This is a genomic window from Obesumbacterium proteus (assembly GCF_001586165.1).
In the GTDB taxonomy this organism is placed as follows: Bacteria; Pseudomonadota; Gammaproteobacteria; order Enterobacterales; family Enterobacteriaceae; genus Hafnia; species Hafnia protea.
This window is the reverse complement of the sequence record NZ_CP014608.1, coordinates 3,760,292-3,776,641: the sequence shown is the minus strand read 5'-3', so window position 1 is coordinate 3,776,641 and position 16,350 is coordinate 3,760,292. Positions and strand designations below refer to the sequence as shown.

The 16,350-nt window shown below is 49.3% G+C and carries 8 protein-coding genes; 2 read left to right on the top strand and 6 right to left on the bottom strand.

Annotated features, from left to right (window positions below; translation table 11 throughout):
• Positions 1-24 precede the first annotated feature (24 nt).
• The 3 genes from nrdB to ubiG form a co-directional block, all read right to left on the bottom strand.
• A complete protein-coding gene (gene nrdB / locus DSM2777_RS17770) occupies positions 25-1,155 on the bottom strand; it encodes a class Ia ribonucleoside-diphosphate reductase subunit beta (protein ID WP_061554725.1) in 1,131 nt (376 codons plus the stop codon).
• Between the two features lie 67 nt (positions 1,156-1,222).
• Positions 1,223-3,508: a class 1a ribonucleoside-diphosphate reductase subunit alpha gene (nrdA, locus tag DSM2777_RS17765; protein WP_061554724.1), complete on the bottom strand. Its 2,286-nt coding sequence runs from the start codon at positions 3,506-3,508 to the stop codon at positions 1,223-1,225.
• 979 nt (positions 3,509-4,487) lie between these two features.
• Positions 4,488-5,198, bottom strand: a complete 711-nt coding sequence (gene ubiG, locus DSM2777_RS17760; RefSeq protein WP_061554723.1) for a bifunctional 2-polyprenyl-6-hydroxyphenol methylase/3-demethylubiquinol 3-O-methyltransferase UbiG — start codon at positions 5,196-5,198, stop codon at positions 4,488-4,490.
• Between the two features lie 288 nt (positions 5,199-5,486).
• On the opposite strand from ubiG, the gene gyrA reads away from it, so the two are divergent.
• On the top strand, positions 5,487-8,147 hold the full coding sequence (gyrA, locus tag DSM2777_RS17755; protein ID WP_061554722.1) for a DNA topoisomerase (ATP-hydrolyzing) subunit A: 2,661 nt from the start codon (positions 5,487-5,489) through the stop codon (positions 8,145-8,147).
• 133 nt (positions 8,148-8,280) lie between these two features.
• Complete coding sequence (rcsC, locus tag DSM2777_RS17750) at positions 8,281-11,145, top strand: two-component system sensor histidine kinase RcsC (protein ID WP_061554721.1); 2,865 nt, start codon at positions 8,281-8,283, stop codon at positions 11,143-11,145.
• A 553-nt stretch (positions 11,146-11,698) separates the two neighbouring features.
• Here rcsC and rcsB read toward each other — a convergent pair.
• The 3 genes from rcsB to DSM2777_RS17735 form a co-directional block, all read right to left on the bottom strand.
• Entirely contained in the window at positions 11,699-12,349 is a 651-nt protein-coding gene (gene rcsB, locus DSM2777_RS17745; protein WP_025798039.1) for a response regulator transcription factor RcsB, read from the bottom strand.
• On the bottom strand, positions 12,342-15,047 hold the full coding sequence (gene rcsD / locus DSM2777_RS17740; protein ID WP_046459044.1) for a phosphotransferase RcsD: 2,706 nt from the start codon (positions 15,045-15,047) through the stop codon (positions 12,342-12,344). The genes rcsB and rcsD overlap by 8 nt, the downstream gene beginning before the upstream one ends.
• Before the next feature lie 174 nt (positions 15,048-15,221).
• Complete coding sequence (locus tag DSM2777_RS17735; RefSeq protein ID WP_061554720.1) at positions 15,222-16,346, bottom strand: ABC transporter permease; 1,125 nt, start codon at positions 16,344-16,346, stop codon at positions 15,222-15,224.
• Positions 16,347-16,350 lie beyond the last annotated feature (4 nt).

The following is a 16,350-nucleotide window of genomic DNA, read 5'->3' as shown; positions in this document are numbered from 1 at the left end:
TGGTAGGGTGAAAAGCTCAAGGGATTACAGCTCGAAGTCGCTCAGGTCATCAGCGTTGACTTCGGAGTCAATCTGACCAACCAGATAAGAGCTCACTTCCACTTCCTGCGGTGCCACTTGAACGTTATCAGACACCAGCCAAGCATTGATCCACGGAATTGGGTTAGAGCTCGTTTGGAACGGCAGCCCCAAGCCAACGGCCTGCATGCGGATATTGGTGATGTATTCAACGTACTGGCACAGGATATCTTTGTTCAAGCCAATCATGGAGCCATCGCGGAACAGATATTCTGCCCACTCTTTTTCCTGCTGTGCAGCGAGCACAAACAGGTCATAGCATTGCTGTTCGCACTCTACGGCGATTTCGGCCATTTCAGGATCGTCCTGACCTGAACGCATCAGGTTCAGAATATGCTGGGTGCCGGTTAGGTGCAGGGCTTCATCGCGGGCAATCAGTTTGATGATTTTGGCGTTGCCTTCCATCAGTTCGCGTTCAGCAAAGGCGAAAGAGCAGGCGAAGCTGACGTAGAAGCGAATCGCTTCCAGCGCGTTGACGCTCATCAGGCACAGATAGAGCTGTTTCTTGAGGGTACGCAGATTCACGTTGACGGTTTTACCGTTGACGGTGTGAGTGCCTTCGCCCAGCAGATGCCAGTAACCGGTCATCTCAATTAAATCATCGTAGTAGCCGGAAATGTCTTTCGCACGCTTGAGGATTTCTTCATTGGTGACGATATCGTCAAACACCACCGCCGGATCGTTAACGATATTACGGATAATATGCGTGTAAGAACGTGAGTGAATAGTTTCAGAGAACGACCAAGTTTCGACCCAAGTTTCGAGCTCAGGGATAGAGATCAGCGGCAACAGCGCGACGTTCGGGCTGCGTCCTTGAATGGAATCCAACAGAGTTTGATATTTCAGGTTACTGATAAAAATGTGTTTTTCATGTTCCGGCAGCGCTTGATAGTCGATACGGTCGCGAGACACGTCAACTTCTTCGGGGCGCCAGAAGAAAGAGAGCTGTTTTTCGATCAGTTTTTCAAAAATTTCATGCTTTTGCTGGTCGTAACGCGCCACGTTAACCGGCTGACCGAAGAACATAGGTTCGAGTAACTGATCGTTTTTGTTTTGAGAGAATGTGGTATATGCCATAAAACTATAATCCTACCGTTTAGGATAAAACCGCCGATGGATATCGGCGGTTTCGTGCTGGTCTTGGTTAAATCTTGCAAGCACCGCTTTCGCAACCGTCGTCTTCGGCAACGGCCTGCAAATCGTCTTGCACATCTTCTGCGCCATCACGGGTGTTTTGATAATACAGGGTCTTAGCCCCAAATTTGTACGCCGTCAGCAAGTCTTTTAACAGCTGCTTCATCGGAACCTTCCCTGATGGGAAGCGAGACGGATCGTAGTTGGTATTAGCGGAAATCGACTGATCGATAAATTTCTGCATCAGACCGACGAGCTGCAAATAGCCATCGTTGTTTGGCATTTCCCACAGCAGCTCATAAGCGTTTTTCAAGCGATCATACTCTGGCACCACTTGGCGCAGGATACCGTCTTTCGACGCTTTGATACTGATATGGCCACGCGGTGGCTCAATGCCGTTGGTTGCGTTAGAAATCTGCGAAGAGGTTTCAGACGGCATCAGCGCAGACAGCGTAGAGTTACGCAGACCGTGCTCTTTAATCTCGCGACGCAGCGTTTCCCAATCGTAGTGCAGAGGCTCGTTGCAAATCGTATCCAAGTCTTTCTTATAGGTGTCGATTGGCAGTACGCCCTGTGCGTAGGTGGTTTCATTGAACCACGGGCACGCGCCTTGTTCTTTGGCCAGCTCGTTAGACGCTTTCAGCAGGTAATACTGAATGGCTTCAAAGGTTTTGTGCGTCAAATTGTTTGCGCTGCCGTCGGAGTAGCGCACGCCATTCTTCGCCAGATAATAGGCGTAGTTAATCACGCCGATTCCCAGAGTACGACGTCCCATCGCACCGCGCTTAGCCGCCAGAATCGGATAGTCCTGATAGTCTAACAGGGCATCAAGGGCACGAACGGCTAACACCGCCAGCTCTTCTAAATCGTCCAGCGATTTAATAACGCCAAGGTTAAACGCCGACAGCGTACACAGCGCAATTTCACCGTTTTCGTCGTTCACGTCGCTCAGCGGTTTGGTTGGCAGGGCGATTTCCAGACACAGGTTGGACTGGCGCACCGGTGCAATAGCCGGATCAAACGGGCTATGGGTGTTGCAGTGGTCAACGTGCTGGATGTAGATACGGCCCGTTGAGGCGCGCTCTTGCATCATCAGCGAGAACAATTCCACCGCTTTAACTTTCTGCTTACGAATGCTGTCGTCGGCTTCGTACTGCATGTACAGGCGTTCGAACTCGTCCTGATCGGCAAAGAAAGCATCGTACAGGCCCGGAACGTCTGATGGGCTGAACAGCGTAATGTCGCCGCCTTTAATCAAGCGCTGATACATCAGGCGGTTCAACTGCACGCCGTAGTCCATATGGCGAACACGGTTACCTTCAACACCACGGTTGTTTTTCAACACCAGCAGGCTTTCAACTTCCAAATGCCACAACGGGTAGAACAACGTTGCCGCGCCGCCGCGAACGCCGCCCTGAGAGCAGGATTTAACCGCAGTCTGGAAGTGTTTGTAGAACGGAATACAGCCGGTGTGGAAAGCTTCACCGCCGCGAATTGGGCTACCTAACGCACGGATGCGACCGGCGTTGATGCCGATACCGGCACGCTGGGAGACATATTTTACGATAGCGCTGGACGTGGCATTGATAGAGTCCAAGCTGTCGCCGCACTCGATCAGCACACAGGAGCTGAACTGGCGGGTAGGGGTACGCACGCCCGCCATGATTGGCGTAGGCAGCGAAATTTTGAACGTTGATACCGCGTCATAAAAGCGTTTTACATAGCTCAGACGGGTTTCACGCGGATAATTAGAGAACAGGCACGCGGCGACCAGAATATACAAGAACTGGGCGCTCTCGTAGATTTCGCCGGATACGCGGTTCTGAACCAGATATTTCCCTTCCAGCTGCTTAACCGCGGCGTAAGAGAAATTCATGTCGCGCCAATGGTCGATAAACTCGTCCATCTGGGCAAACTCTTCTGTGGTGTAGTCTTCCAGCAGATGTTTGTCATATTTGCCCATTTCGACCAGTTTAACCACGTGGTCGTACAATTTAGGCGGTTCAAACTGGCCGTAAGCTTTTTTACGCAGATGGAAAATAGCCAGACGCGCAGCCAGATATTGATAGTCTGGAGCGTCACGGGAGATCAGGTCTGCGGCGGCCCTGATGATGGTTTCGTGAATATCCGCGGTGCGGATCCCATCATAAAACTGGATGTGAGAACGTAATTCCACCTGAGAAACTGAGACATTACTCAAGCCTTCAGCAGCCCAATCGAGTACGCGGTGGATTTTATCAAGATTGATACGTTCTTTGCTTCCGTCACGCTTAGTGACCAGCAGACTTTGATTCATAGGGCTATTTACCTGTCCGTGTGCGATCTCATGTTCAAGCCGTCATCGTGTCTATAAAAACCATGCGCGTTAAATCAATGCAAAATCATTGTTGCATTAACTTGACGTGTAGTGTCGATTTCGTGTTGTGAACACAAGATATGGTGTATTAATCAAGGAGTGATAACAAGATAGTGTTCTTGGCTCAGTTTTGCAAGTGAACAAAACGCCGCAAAATTGTGGATAACTTGGGGGTGAATTGTTAAGTCTGGCGCTCACGTACCGTCATTACTGGCGGCAGCGGTTGAGAGGCGAGGGGGATAAGATTCCACTTAAAAATAAAATAAATTGATCGACTGCTGGTTTCTTATTCGGAGTGGAAAAGTCAAATATTGATCGTGGAATTGTGAGGTGAATGTTTGTTCGTTTTTCGATTATGGGCTTGTGTAATATTTTAGAACGGGAAAGGGGTTGTATGGCCAGTCGTAGTATATGTTACTACTGCGACGGTTTCGTCCGCCAATAAGCTAATACGTTTCTATGCAACTACAGGCGTAGGCGTCCGATGAGAGTCCCGTTGCGCGGGGACTCTCAACTCGCGCGCTTTTTACCGCGTCGTTTGGCCGACCGGTCTCAGAGCGCACGTCCTGTGCGCCCTCGACCTGCCACCAGCATCCCTGCTGGCGGCTCTAAAATGCATTCTTTCAACATGAAAAAACAAAAGACATTTTTGTCTTCTTATCTTCTTATCTTTTGATTGTTTAAGTCTTGGTAGAGAGAGCAGTAGAAACAGGATGTTTCTACAAGGGGAGGAGGCGCCAAGGATGGCGCATGCCGACCCGACGCGGAGATGGCATCTCGGATAAAAGCGCGCGAGTGCAGAGACCACGCGCTGGTGGTCTCTGCCCGTACGCCTTCATTTCTGGCACATGATAATTCGGTATTGACAGGCGGGCGGAATATTACACAAAGTTGTCATAAACAGCAGGCGTACGAAATCTCATCCCAAATCCCTAACCGTATGCACCATATAATTCACATCCACGTTCGGTGCCAGCTTGAACTTATCTGTTAACGGGTTGTAGTGCAGGCCAATCATATTGCGTTCGCGCAGCGGGGTTTCGTCGATCCAACCGATCAATTCCGCAGGGCGAATGAATTTTTTCACATCGTGAGTTCCCTTTGGCACCATCTTCAGTACGTATTCAGCGCCAATCACCGCCATCAGCCAGGCTTTGTTATTGCGGTTAATCGTTGAGAAGAAAACGTGTCCACCGGGTTTTACCAGCTTGGCGCATGCCAACACCACGGAGCGCGGATCGGGGACGTGTTCCAGCATTTCCATGCAGGTGACAATATCGTAGAGACCCGCATGCTCGTCGGCGTGCTGCTCAACGGTTTCCTGAACGTAGGTGACTTTGATGCCGGTTTCCAGTGAATGCAAGCGGGCGACCTGCAAGGGCTCTGCGCCCATATCCAAGCCTGTCACCTCGGCGCCTTCACGTGCCATGCTCTCGGCCAGAATGCCGCCGCCGCAGCCAACATCGAGGATTTTCTTACCAAATACACCGTCGGCGCGTTGCTGGATATAGTTCAGGCGCAGAGGGTTAATGCGGTGCAGGGGTTTAAATTCCCCTTCGAGATCCCACCAGCGCGATGCAACGGCTTCAAATTTAGCAATTTCCTGATGGTCTACGTTTTGTTCAGACATCGAACACTCCTTCTAAGATATTTCTGGTGGCGTGAATCATTCACCGGAAAATAATTTTTTGAGAAAAGTACTGCTGTGGATTATACAGATTCTTGGCTAAATGAGGTTAATTCCGCCATGCATTGAAAAGCGCACAGGGTTTCGCACTAAATCCGGCTTTATGATATAATTCGCGGTCTTTGTCATCGTGTATGCGCTTTGATCTATTCGATGAATATACCCAAGGGTGTCTGTTAGGGTAGCGGCAGCAGATGAATCATCAGAAGTCAGTAGAGGGATAGCAGCTCCATGAGCGACCTTGCCAGAGAGATTACGCCGGTCAACATCGAAGAAGAGTTGAAAAACTCGTATCTGGATTACGCCATGTCCGTTATCGTCGGGCGTGCGCTGCCGGATGTTCGTGATGGACTGAAGCCAGTTCACCGTCGCGTTCTGTTCGCGATGAATGTATTGGGCAATGACTGGAATAAAGCATATAAAAAATCGGCCCGTATCGTCGGGGACGTTATCGGTAAATACCATCCACATGGTGATAGCGCGGTATACGATACTATCGTTCGTATGGCTCAGCCGTTCTCGCTGCGTTACATGTTGGTTGATGGACAGGGTAACTTCGGTTCTGTTGATGGCGACTCCGCCGCAGCAATGCGTTATACCGAAATCCGTATGTCCAAAATTGCTCACGAACTGTTAGCGGATCTGGAAAAAGAGACCGTTGATTTCGTGCCTAACTATGACGGCACCGAGCAAATCCCAGCGGTGTTGCCAACCAAAGTTCCAAACCTGCTGGTAAACGGTTCTTCCGGTATCGCCGTAGGTATGGCAACCAATATTCCTCCACACAACCTGAATGAAGTGATCAATGGCTGCTTGGCCTATATTGATGACGAAAACATTACGGTTGAAGGCCTGATGCAGCATATCCCTGGCCCGGATTTCCCAACTGCCGCGATCATCAACGGTCGTCGTGGTATTGAGGAAGCGTATCGTACTGGGCGCGGCAAGGTGTATATCCGTGCCAAAGCCGAAGTTGAAGCGGACGAAAAAACCGGCCGCGAAACCATCATCGTGCATGAAATTCCTTATCAGGTGAACAAAGCTCGCCTGATCGAGAAAATTGCTGAGTTGGTAAAAGAAAAACGTCTGGAAGGCATCAGCGCTCTGCGTGATGAGTCCGATAAAGACGGTATGCGTATTGTTATTGAAATCAAACGTGACGCCGTGGGCGAAGTGGTTCTGAACCACCTCTACTCACTGACGCAAATGCAGGTGACGTTTGGTATCAACATGGTGGCGCTGCATCAGGGACAGCCTAAACTGCTGACGCTGAAAGACTGCCTACAGGCATTCGTTCGCCACCGCCGCGAAGTTGTTACTCGTCGTACCATCTTTGAACTGCGCAAGGCTCGCGATCGTGCGCACATCTTGGAAGGTTTGGCGATTGCGCTGTCGAACATCGACCCAATCATTGAACTTATCCGCCATGCACCAAACCCTGCGGAAGCGAAAGCACTGCTGGTTGCACGCGGCTGGGAACTGGGCACCGTTGCAGCGATGCTGGAACGTGCTGGCGATAACGCTGCGCGCCCTGAATGGTTGGAGCCAGAGTTCGGTATTCGTGAAGGTCATTACTATCTAACTGAACAGCAGGCACAGGCTATTCTGGATCTGCGTTTGCAGAAACTGACCGGCCTTGAGCATGAGAAGCTGCTCGACGAATACAAAGATCTGTTAGAACAGATCGCTGCGCTGATTTTCATTCTGGAAAGCCCAGATCGCCTGATGGAAGTGATTCGCGAAGAACTGATCGCGGTTCGTGACCAGTTTGGCGATGCGCGTCGTACCGAAATTACTGAAAACACTGCTGATATCAACATCGAAGATTTGATTTCGCAGGAAGACGTAGTGGTGACCTTGTCGCATCAGGGCTATGTGAAATACCAGCCTCTGACCGACTACGAAGCACAGCGTCGCGGTGGTAAAGGTAAGTCAGCTGCACGTATTAAAGAAGAAGACTTCATTGACCGCCTGCTGGTGGCCAACACGCACGACACCATTCTGTGCTTCTCAAGCCGTGGTCGTTTGTACTGGATGAAGGTCTATCAGTTGCCTGAAGCGAGCCGTGGTGCGCGTGGTCGTCCGATCATCAACCTGCTGCCGCTGGAAGCCAACGAACGTATTACCGCCATTCTTCCGGTGCGTGAATACGAAGAAGGTCGTCACGTCTTCATGGCAACCGCGAGCGGTACCGTGAAGAAAACTGCGCTGACCGATTTCAGCCGTCCTCGCAGCGCGGGTATTATTGCCGTGAATCTGAACGAAGGCGATGAGCTGATTGGCGTTGATCTGACCGACGGCAGCAACGAAGTGATGCTGTTCTCTGCGGCCGGTAAAGTGGTGCGTTTCCCAGAAAGCCAAGTGCGTTCTATGGGCCGTACCGCAACGGGCGTGCGTGGTATCAACCTCAACGGTGAAGACCGCGTTGTCTCACTGATCATCCCTCGTGGCGAAGGCGATATTCTGACCGTGACCGAAAATGGCTACGGTAAGCGTACCGGCGTTGCAGAGTACCCAACCAAGTCCCGTGCGACTCAGGGGGTTATCTCTATCAAGGTCAGCGAGCGTAATGGTAACGTGGTTGGCGCTGTTCAGGTCGACGAATGCGATCAGATTATGATGATCACCGATGCTGGCACGTTGGTACGTACCCGCGTTGCTGAGGTGAGCGTTGTTGGTCGTAACACCCAAGGTGTTACGCTGATCCGCACCGCTGAAGACGAACACGTGGTTGGCTTGCAGCGCGTTGCTGAACCAGAAGAGGATGATGAAGTTCTCGATGGTGAAGAGAATGCGGCGGTTGACGGCGATGTTGCTGATATTGCAGACGATGCTGAAAGCGTCGATGACGCATCAGAGTCTGATGATGAAGAGCGCGACGAAAACGCCTAATTACTAGCGTTTCGTTGACTCGATAAAAAGCCAGTGCAGATGTTTGTACTGGCTTTTTTTATCTCTAGTGACTAGTGTGATACTTGAATGTAGGCCTTTCGTTTAACTGACCGTCTTCTGCAATGGTAATCCTTTGAAATATCTAGCCTCTTTCCGAACAACGCTGCGAATTTCACGCTATCTATTCCGATCGTTGGCGCTGATGCTGTGGATCTTGGGCGCTTTGCTGACCACATTTTATATTCTCAATGAATTTCATGAGAAAGAGTCGGACATCCGCCAAGACTTCAACCTGAATTTTGATCAGGCGCAGGGGGTGATCAAGCACTCCGCCAGCATCATGCGGGATATTCGCTATATTGCGGAAAATCGACTGAGTTGGTCCGTTACTGGGCTGGATATGATTAACGGCGTATTCAGTGGAAAGAATACGCTTCCGCCGCTGACGCCGATTTTTCCTGAGTCTGACTGTCAGTTGCTGAGCGATAATTACCAGAACTCGTTAGAGTCGCTGAGTAATTTCATCAACTATTGGAAAGAGAATTTCGTTGCCGCATATGACCTCAACCGAATCTTCTTTATCGGTGGTGAAAGCTTGTGTCTGGCTGATTTTGGTATTCGTAATACACCGCTCGACCAAAGCAATGTGTTCCGCAATTTACATCAGCGGATTTTGATGTTCCAAAACAGCAATAATAAAGAGAAAGAACACACGCTGTTCTGGGTGATCCCCGGTACTCAAAATGACGTGGGGGCGCTTTATGTTATTACGCCGGTTTACATCGCCAACAAGCTGGAAGCGCTGCTAGGCACCGAGCAAAATATCCGTCTGGAGGATTTTACTAATCCTTCCACGCTGCCGGTGGGTGTCACGTTGTTGAATGAAAATAATGACGTATTAATGACCTACACTGAAAACGGCGGTGAGCAACCAGCCCTTTCAGGTATTCCGAACGACGATAACTATTTTGGCTATAACAGCGGCTATGACACCCTGTTGCTGAAAAAGAAACTAAGCCCGTCGGGATTAAGCATTGTCTATTCATTGCCGACTAGCGTATTGCTCGAGCGTTTTAATCTACTCTTGATTAATGCGGTGATATTAAACTTAATCAGCGCGCTTATTCTGTTTGTGCTGACGTGGTTATTTGAGCGCAAGATGTTTTCTCCGGCAGAAAATAACGCATTTCGCCTTGAAGAACATGAGCAATTTAACCGTAAAATCGTGGCCTCTGCGCCGGTTGGCATCTGTATTCTGCGCATTAAAGACGGTAGTAATATTCTGAGTAATGAACTGGCGCATAATTATATCAGCCTGTTTACCTCTGAAGACCGCCATCGGATCACGCGCATTATCTGCGAGCAACCTAGCAGCGTGGTCGACGTCATCACCAGTCAGAACCAGAACCTGCAAATTAGCTTTGTTCACTCTCGCTATCGCAATGAGGATGTGGCGATTTGCGTCATGATTGACGTAAGCGCACGCGTTAAAATCGAAGAGTCATTGCAAGAGCTTGCCAATGCCGCCGAGCAGGCCAGTCAGTCGAAGTCGATGTTCTTGGCGACGGTCAGCCACGAGCTGAGAACGCCGCTGTATGGCATCATTGGTAATCTCGACCTGCTACAGACTAAGTCGCTGCCGGAAGAAACCCAGCGTCTGCTAGCGGCGATGAGCAACTCCTCGGGTCTGCTGCTTAAAATCATCAGCGACATTCTCGATTTCTCAAAAATAGAATCCGAACAGCTCAAAATAGAGCCGGGAACCTTCGAGCCGCGTAAGGTGATCCCGCATATTATCGGCAACTACTTGCCGCTGGTGGTGCGTAAGCGCTTGGCGATGTACTGCTTTATTGAGCCCGAAGTACCGGATTCCGTTGCTGGCGATATCATGCGTATTCAGCAGGTGCTGTCGAACCTGCTAAGCAATGCGATCAAATTTACCGATACGGGCTGCATTATTCTTCAGGTGCGGGTACAGGATTTCTATCTCGAGTTCCGCGTGCGTGATACCGGTCTTGGTATTCCATTCCGCGACGTGATGAAGTTGTTCGATCCTTTCTTCCAAGTCGGAACCGGTGTGCAGCGCCATTTCCAAGGAACCGGTCTGGGGCTGGCCATCTGTGAAAAGCTGGTCAGTCTGATGGACGGCGACATTGCCGTAGAATCGGAACCGGGAATGGGCAGCATATTTACCGTGCGTATTCCGATGTATCAGGCGGTGGAATCAGCGCCTGAAATTGCGGCATTGGCACAAAAAACCGTTTGGCTTGAGATCCATAATGCGCGCTTGGAAGCATATCTGTTGAAACTTCTGACCATGGCCGGTGCAGATGTTCACCTATGCAGCGCCAGCGAGCACTGCGATGAGCAGGGGATTTTGATTTCAGATCATGATGTGACGCTAATTACTCCGGTTAAGACCCACATCCGCCTATCCGCAGAGTATTTAGGCCATGCGAAACGCAAAGAGGACGGCTCATGGGTGCTTAGCACGGCGGCACCGCTGGAGTTGTTGAGTATTCTACGCCGTATCTTTGTGCCAGAAGACACGGCATTACTCCCCGATCTTTCTGAAGATAATGGCCCTATTGAAGTTAAAGATTACAGCGATGTGCATATCCTTATCGTTGACGATCATCCGATCAACCGCCGCCTGCTGGCCGATCAGCTGATTTCATTAGGGTATCAGTCGGTATCAACCGCAAGCGATGGTTTGGATGCATTAGGCGCCTTAGCGAAACAGCAGGCCGACATTGTACTGACCGACGTGAACATGGCAAACATGGATGGTTATCAGCTGACTGCACGTCTGCGCCAGCAAGGCCGCACCGCGCCAATTATCGGCGTAACGGCGAATGCGCTGGCGGAAGAGCGGGAGCGTTGTATTCAGGTTGGTATGGATAGCTGTTTGTCGAAGCCAGTGACGCTGGAAGAGCTACAAAAATCACTGCATCATTTTGCTGAGGTGGTGAGGAAGGGAAGAGCGAACTCAATTTAGAGTGATTGGGTCTGCAAGTGTAAGATTCTGTATGCGCTATTCTATGACGCTTATAGTGTAAGATTTCGACCGCCTGTTGATTGCAGTTTTTATATTTAGCCTTAGTTGAAGGCGTTCGATGAGAGCCCCATCGCGTGGGGGCTCTCAACTCACACGCTTATTACCAATTCGTTTGGCCGACCGGTCTCGGAGCGCACATCGTGTGCGCCCTCGACCTGCCACCAGCATCCCTGCTGGCGGCTCTAAAACGCATTTCATCTAACACGAAAAAGACAAAAGACATTTTGCCTTCTTATCTTTTAATTTTTTTAAGTTTTGGTAGATAGAGCAGTAGAAACAGGATGTTTCTACGAGGGGAGGAGGCGCCAAGGATGGCGCATGCCGACCCGATGCGGAGATGGCGTCGCGGACAAAAGCGCGAGGATTGAAGGGGCGCGCGTTGGCGCCCCTCATCGGTCGCCTTCACTCAGTTTATAGGCAAATGCCGTTGCTGATAGGCGAACGAAACCTTACACCGTCATGGCATAATGCCATATTGAGACTCGGTCTAAACTTAGTCTTTATCCACCGACATAATATTGACGGAAGAAAGATAGTTCAGCAGTGCAATATCGTTATCGACGCCCAGTTTCAGCATGGCTGATTTCTTCTGGCTACTGATGGTTTTAATGCTGCGGTTCAGTTTTTTAGCAATTTCTGTTACCAAGAAACCTTCGGCGAATAAGCGGAGTACTTCGCTTTCTTTTGGTGATAAACGCTTGTCTCCGTAGCCGCTCGCACTAATTTTTTCCAGCAGTTTGGACACGCTTTCTGGGGTGAATTTTTTGCCTTTTTGCAATGCAGCCAGTGCCTTCGGTAAATCAGCCGGTGCGCCTTGCTTAAGGACAATCCCTTCAATATCCAATTCCAGAACTGCGCTTAAAATGGCAGGGTTATTGTTCATAGTGAGAACAATAATGGACAGGTGCGGATAATGGCGCTTGATATATTTAATCAAGGTAATGCCATCGCCGTATTTGTCGCCCGGCATGGAAAGATCGGTGATCAGTACATTCGCATCCAGCTTAGATAAGCTATTGATTAATGCCGTTGAGTCTTCAAATTCCCCGACAACGTTAACCCATTCGATTTGTTCAAGTGACTTCCTAATACCGAATAGGACAATTGGATGGTCATCAGCAATAATTACATTTAGGTTATTCATGTTGTTGGCTACCTAGTAGAAGCAGTCGGCTGACAAAAGTATCAATCTGACTGATCAAAATCTTTATATTTGTTACATCGCTTTCTTTAATGGCGAGTTCTAACTGTTCACATAGAGTTTTGCCGGTGGGGATATTAAGCATGGCAAAAACACCTTTAAGTCGGTGTGCAGTCAGAGAAAGCGGGGATAAATCACTCTGTTCGGCTTCAGTATACAGTTTCTGTACATCTTCCGGTACTGTTTCCATAAACAGAGAAAAGTAATCCTTTGATTTAAAAGGAGAGCTATCAGATGCAGGATCTGCATTTTCAGCATATTCCGCATCGATTGGCGATTCTGTGACCGCTATTTGTTGTTCAATCAACAGCAAAATGGCGTCAATGAGTGGTTCGGTGAGGTTGAAGTTAGCCTTAATACGGTGCGGCGCGTACTCTTCAAAGCCGTCAATATCGGAAACCAGCAGCAGGGTGTAATCTTCCGCATTCTCTGGCGCATCGGTGAGCGTAATATCATATTCTTCGTTGGCATCGCGGCCATCGGCAATGATGGAGGCGGCACCAAACGCGGCAAGTTTATGCATGATCAGGCTGCGAATTTCATCGGAGGTGATTTGCAGATAGGCTGTGATCCCGTCCAGCAGTTTTTCCGATTCTTCTTCTGGATGCTCCACCGGATGCATAATGCAGTTAAAGCTGTAGCGCGTTCCGATATCGTCTTTGCTTTGGATATCCAATCTGCCGCTCATGCGCTTGCATAGCTGGGCACAAAGATAGTAGGTCATCCCTGAGCCTCTGGCGAAGCGATCGCTTTGCGGCTCACCGAGGTTTGGATAGCGTAATCCATTGATCTCTTTATTGGATACGCCGGTGCCGGTGTCGCTGAGCTCAAAACAAATATGGTCAGGAGACTCGGGTTTCTGCGTCACTTTCAGGGTGATTTTTCCATACACCGTGGTAATGATGGAATAGTGCAGCAGCATGGAAAGCACTTGTTCTAGCGAGCGAATATCACCGATAAACTCTTTGTCGGGATCGATATCCGTGTGGTTAATCAGCGTAAGCCCTTTACGGCGCAGTTCGGGCAAGCTACGTTTTAGCAGCTCATCAATGCGCTTGTTAAGGTTGAATGTTTCAGTTACCGGACGCCAGTCTCGATTTTCAATTTCGGTGAGCAGCGTGATTTCATCAATCAGAGCCTGTGCATGGCGCGTTTCTGCCCACAGTAAATCTAGCAGGCGCGGATCTTCTTTATTATTTTTAATATCAGCGACCAATTGCTGAATATTAATCATCGGCGCATTAAGCTCGCGGCTTAAATTAGTGGTCATGATTTTACGTGCGGTCAGATTTTTCTCATATTCACTCTGCGCCTGTTTCAGCTTTTTGCTGACCATCATTTCTTTATCCAGATCGCGCATTAAGAACAGGGCAGATTTAATATTCTGCTGGCTGCGCACCATCTGGATTTCATACATTTCATTGTTAACCGTTGCCTGAATTCGCCCCTGATGTTCTTGAGCCATACTGGCAATTTTGCTCAGGCTAAGATGAGGCAACAGGTGGTCGGCAATTTTGTTGCTGGCGACCACGGTATCGGTGTCAAAGCGATAAATCAGTAGGCCAATCGGTAAATGGGTAATAATTTCCTGATTCATTTCCTGCTGGGCGCTAAGCTGCGCAGCCATGCGTTTACCTGGGCGAATATATTGGTGGCGCACGAAATAGAAGCCGGTGAATGACAGAACGAGCACCAATAAATTAATCAGCACCAGCCAGAAATTATTCCTCAGCATATCTACGGTCAGCGTGGTCATCGGAATATTAAAATCGATTTTTAGCGGCGTGTTATACAGCGGCGCGCTGATCGTTAACCACGGCCATCTCAGCGTAGAGAACGCGTCTGGCAGCTCTTCACGCGACATCAATTCTGACGGTGATTCAGGGTTTTCAGTGATCAGGAAACGTTGAACCGGCAAATCACGCGGCAAAATATCGCCGATAGGCAGATCGAAAGCTACCACGGTCGCTAAATGTCCGGGGTTATTGAAGGTGGTGCGCAAGGTGAAATAATAAGAGTTCAGGAAACGAAACTTGCGTAATCCCGAGAAACCTTCGCGTTCATCTAATGAATTGGACTGTTGCAGCATTTCGGTTTTGCGAGATTCGACGACGTTGCCCAAATATCCCTCTTTATAACGCGCAGAGAGATCTTTCATCGGCATCGTCGAAACTAAGATCAGGCTATTATCCTGCCCGTTCAGATAATACATCGAATAGGTTTCGGTTTCCGCGCCCCACAAAATATCGAGATAGTTCGACATGCGCAGCGCTAAATCGCTGGTGCTAGCATCATGCTGGCCAAAAATCAGCGCGTCGGTTTTATGGCGGCTCTTTTCCAATAGATAGATATCAGGGCGTAACCGAATTTCATTGATCGGAGAGGGCAGTTGCACGGAGTTAGACGCGGAAAGGTTGTCATACACCTGATAGGTCACAAATCGGTAGGTTTCGATACGCTTTTGCAGCTGATCGGCAACCGTTGCCAGCATGGTTTGCTTGCTGTTGATGTAGGCATTCACATAGTTATAGCCGTAGAGCAAATTAGCCAGAACCAGCAAAAAAATAAACAGCATATAGCTGCGCGTGATCCCAGAAAGAGAGGCATCGGTACTATTAGATGATTCCTTCGAACTTAACATGATGCTGATCTAACCCTATCTAAGATGATGACATTGCGCCTGCGGCAAAGACTATGCCGCAGTATAGCAAGAGTCCTTATCCCCTTCATCCTTGAAGCTGCTCACTTGCCGCCTTCAAGCCGCTCCAATTATTTTGGGGATATTCTTCATCCTTGAAGCTATTTACGCGTTTCGCTACGCAATCTTACGTCTAAACATCGCGTAGGCGGCGCTGCCGGTGGTTAGGGTTATCACCAGAAGCGGCCACAGGCTGTGCCAGATAATATCGAAACTCACATCCTTCAAATAAAGCTCTTTGGTAATATCGGTGAAGTGACGAATCGGATTTATCCATGTGAGGTTTTGCAGCCAAACCGGCATGTTTTCTACCGGCGATACATAACCGGATAGCAAAATCGCAGGCATCATAAACACAAACACGCCAATAAACGCCTGCTGCTGCGTTGAGCACAGCGAAGAGATCAGCAGACCAAACCCGACTAACGAAAGCCCGTAGATCAGCATGGTGAAGTAAAACAGCAACAGGGAACCGGCAAACGGAATTTGGTAGGCAAAAATCCCGATCAACAACACCACGGTGGCCTGAAACGTCGCGACAATCAGGGCTGGAATCGCTTTGCCAACGAATATTTGCCAAGTATTCAGCGGGGAAACGAGCAACTGTTCCAGCGTTCCCTGCTCGCGTTCGCGTGCCACCGACAGCGACGTAACAATTAACACGCCGATGGTGGTGATCATGGCAATCAGCGACGGCACCACAAACCATTTGTAATCCAGATTTGGGTTATACCAGTTGCGAATAACGAGCTCAGAGTTTTTCTGGGCTAGATCGTGAGTGGATACAGGCTGTCCGCTGATAAGCTCTTGTTGATAGTCTCGAACGATTTGCTGAACATAGTTAGCCGCGATTTGCGCGCTGTTGGAGCTGCGTCCGTCCAAAATTATCTGTAACGGTGCCTGATGACCAGACAAAATATCGCGTGAGAAATTAGCCGGAAAGCGGATCAACAGCAGCGCTTTACGGTTATCAATCGTGGGTGCGATCTCGTGCGGGCTGTGTAGGAGTAGCACGTTGCTAAAGGCTTCGGCCTTGGCAAAACGTTGGGTGAGTTCTACCGACGACTGGCCGGTATCCTCGCTATAGATCGCGATGCTGGCATTGGTGACATCTAACGTTGCGGCAAAAGGAAATAGCACCACCTGTAAAATGACCGGCATAATCAAGATGGCGCGAGTTTGCGGATCGCGCAGCAGCGATTGAAGTTCTTTAATGATTAATGTCCACAGTCTATAGAACATGACA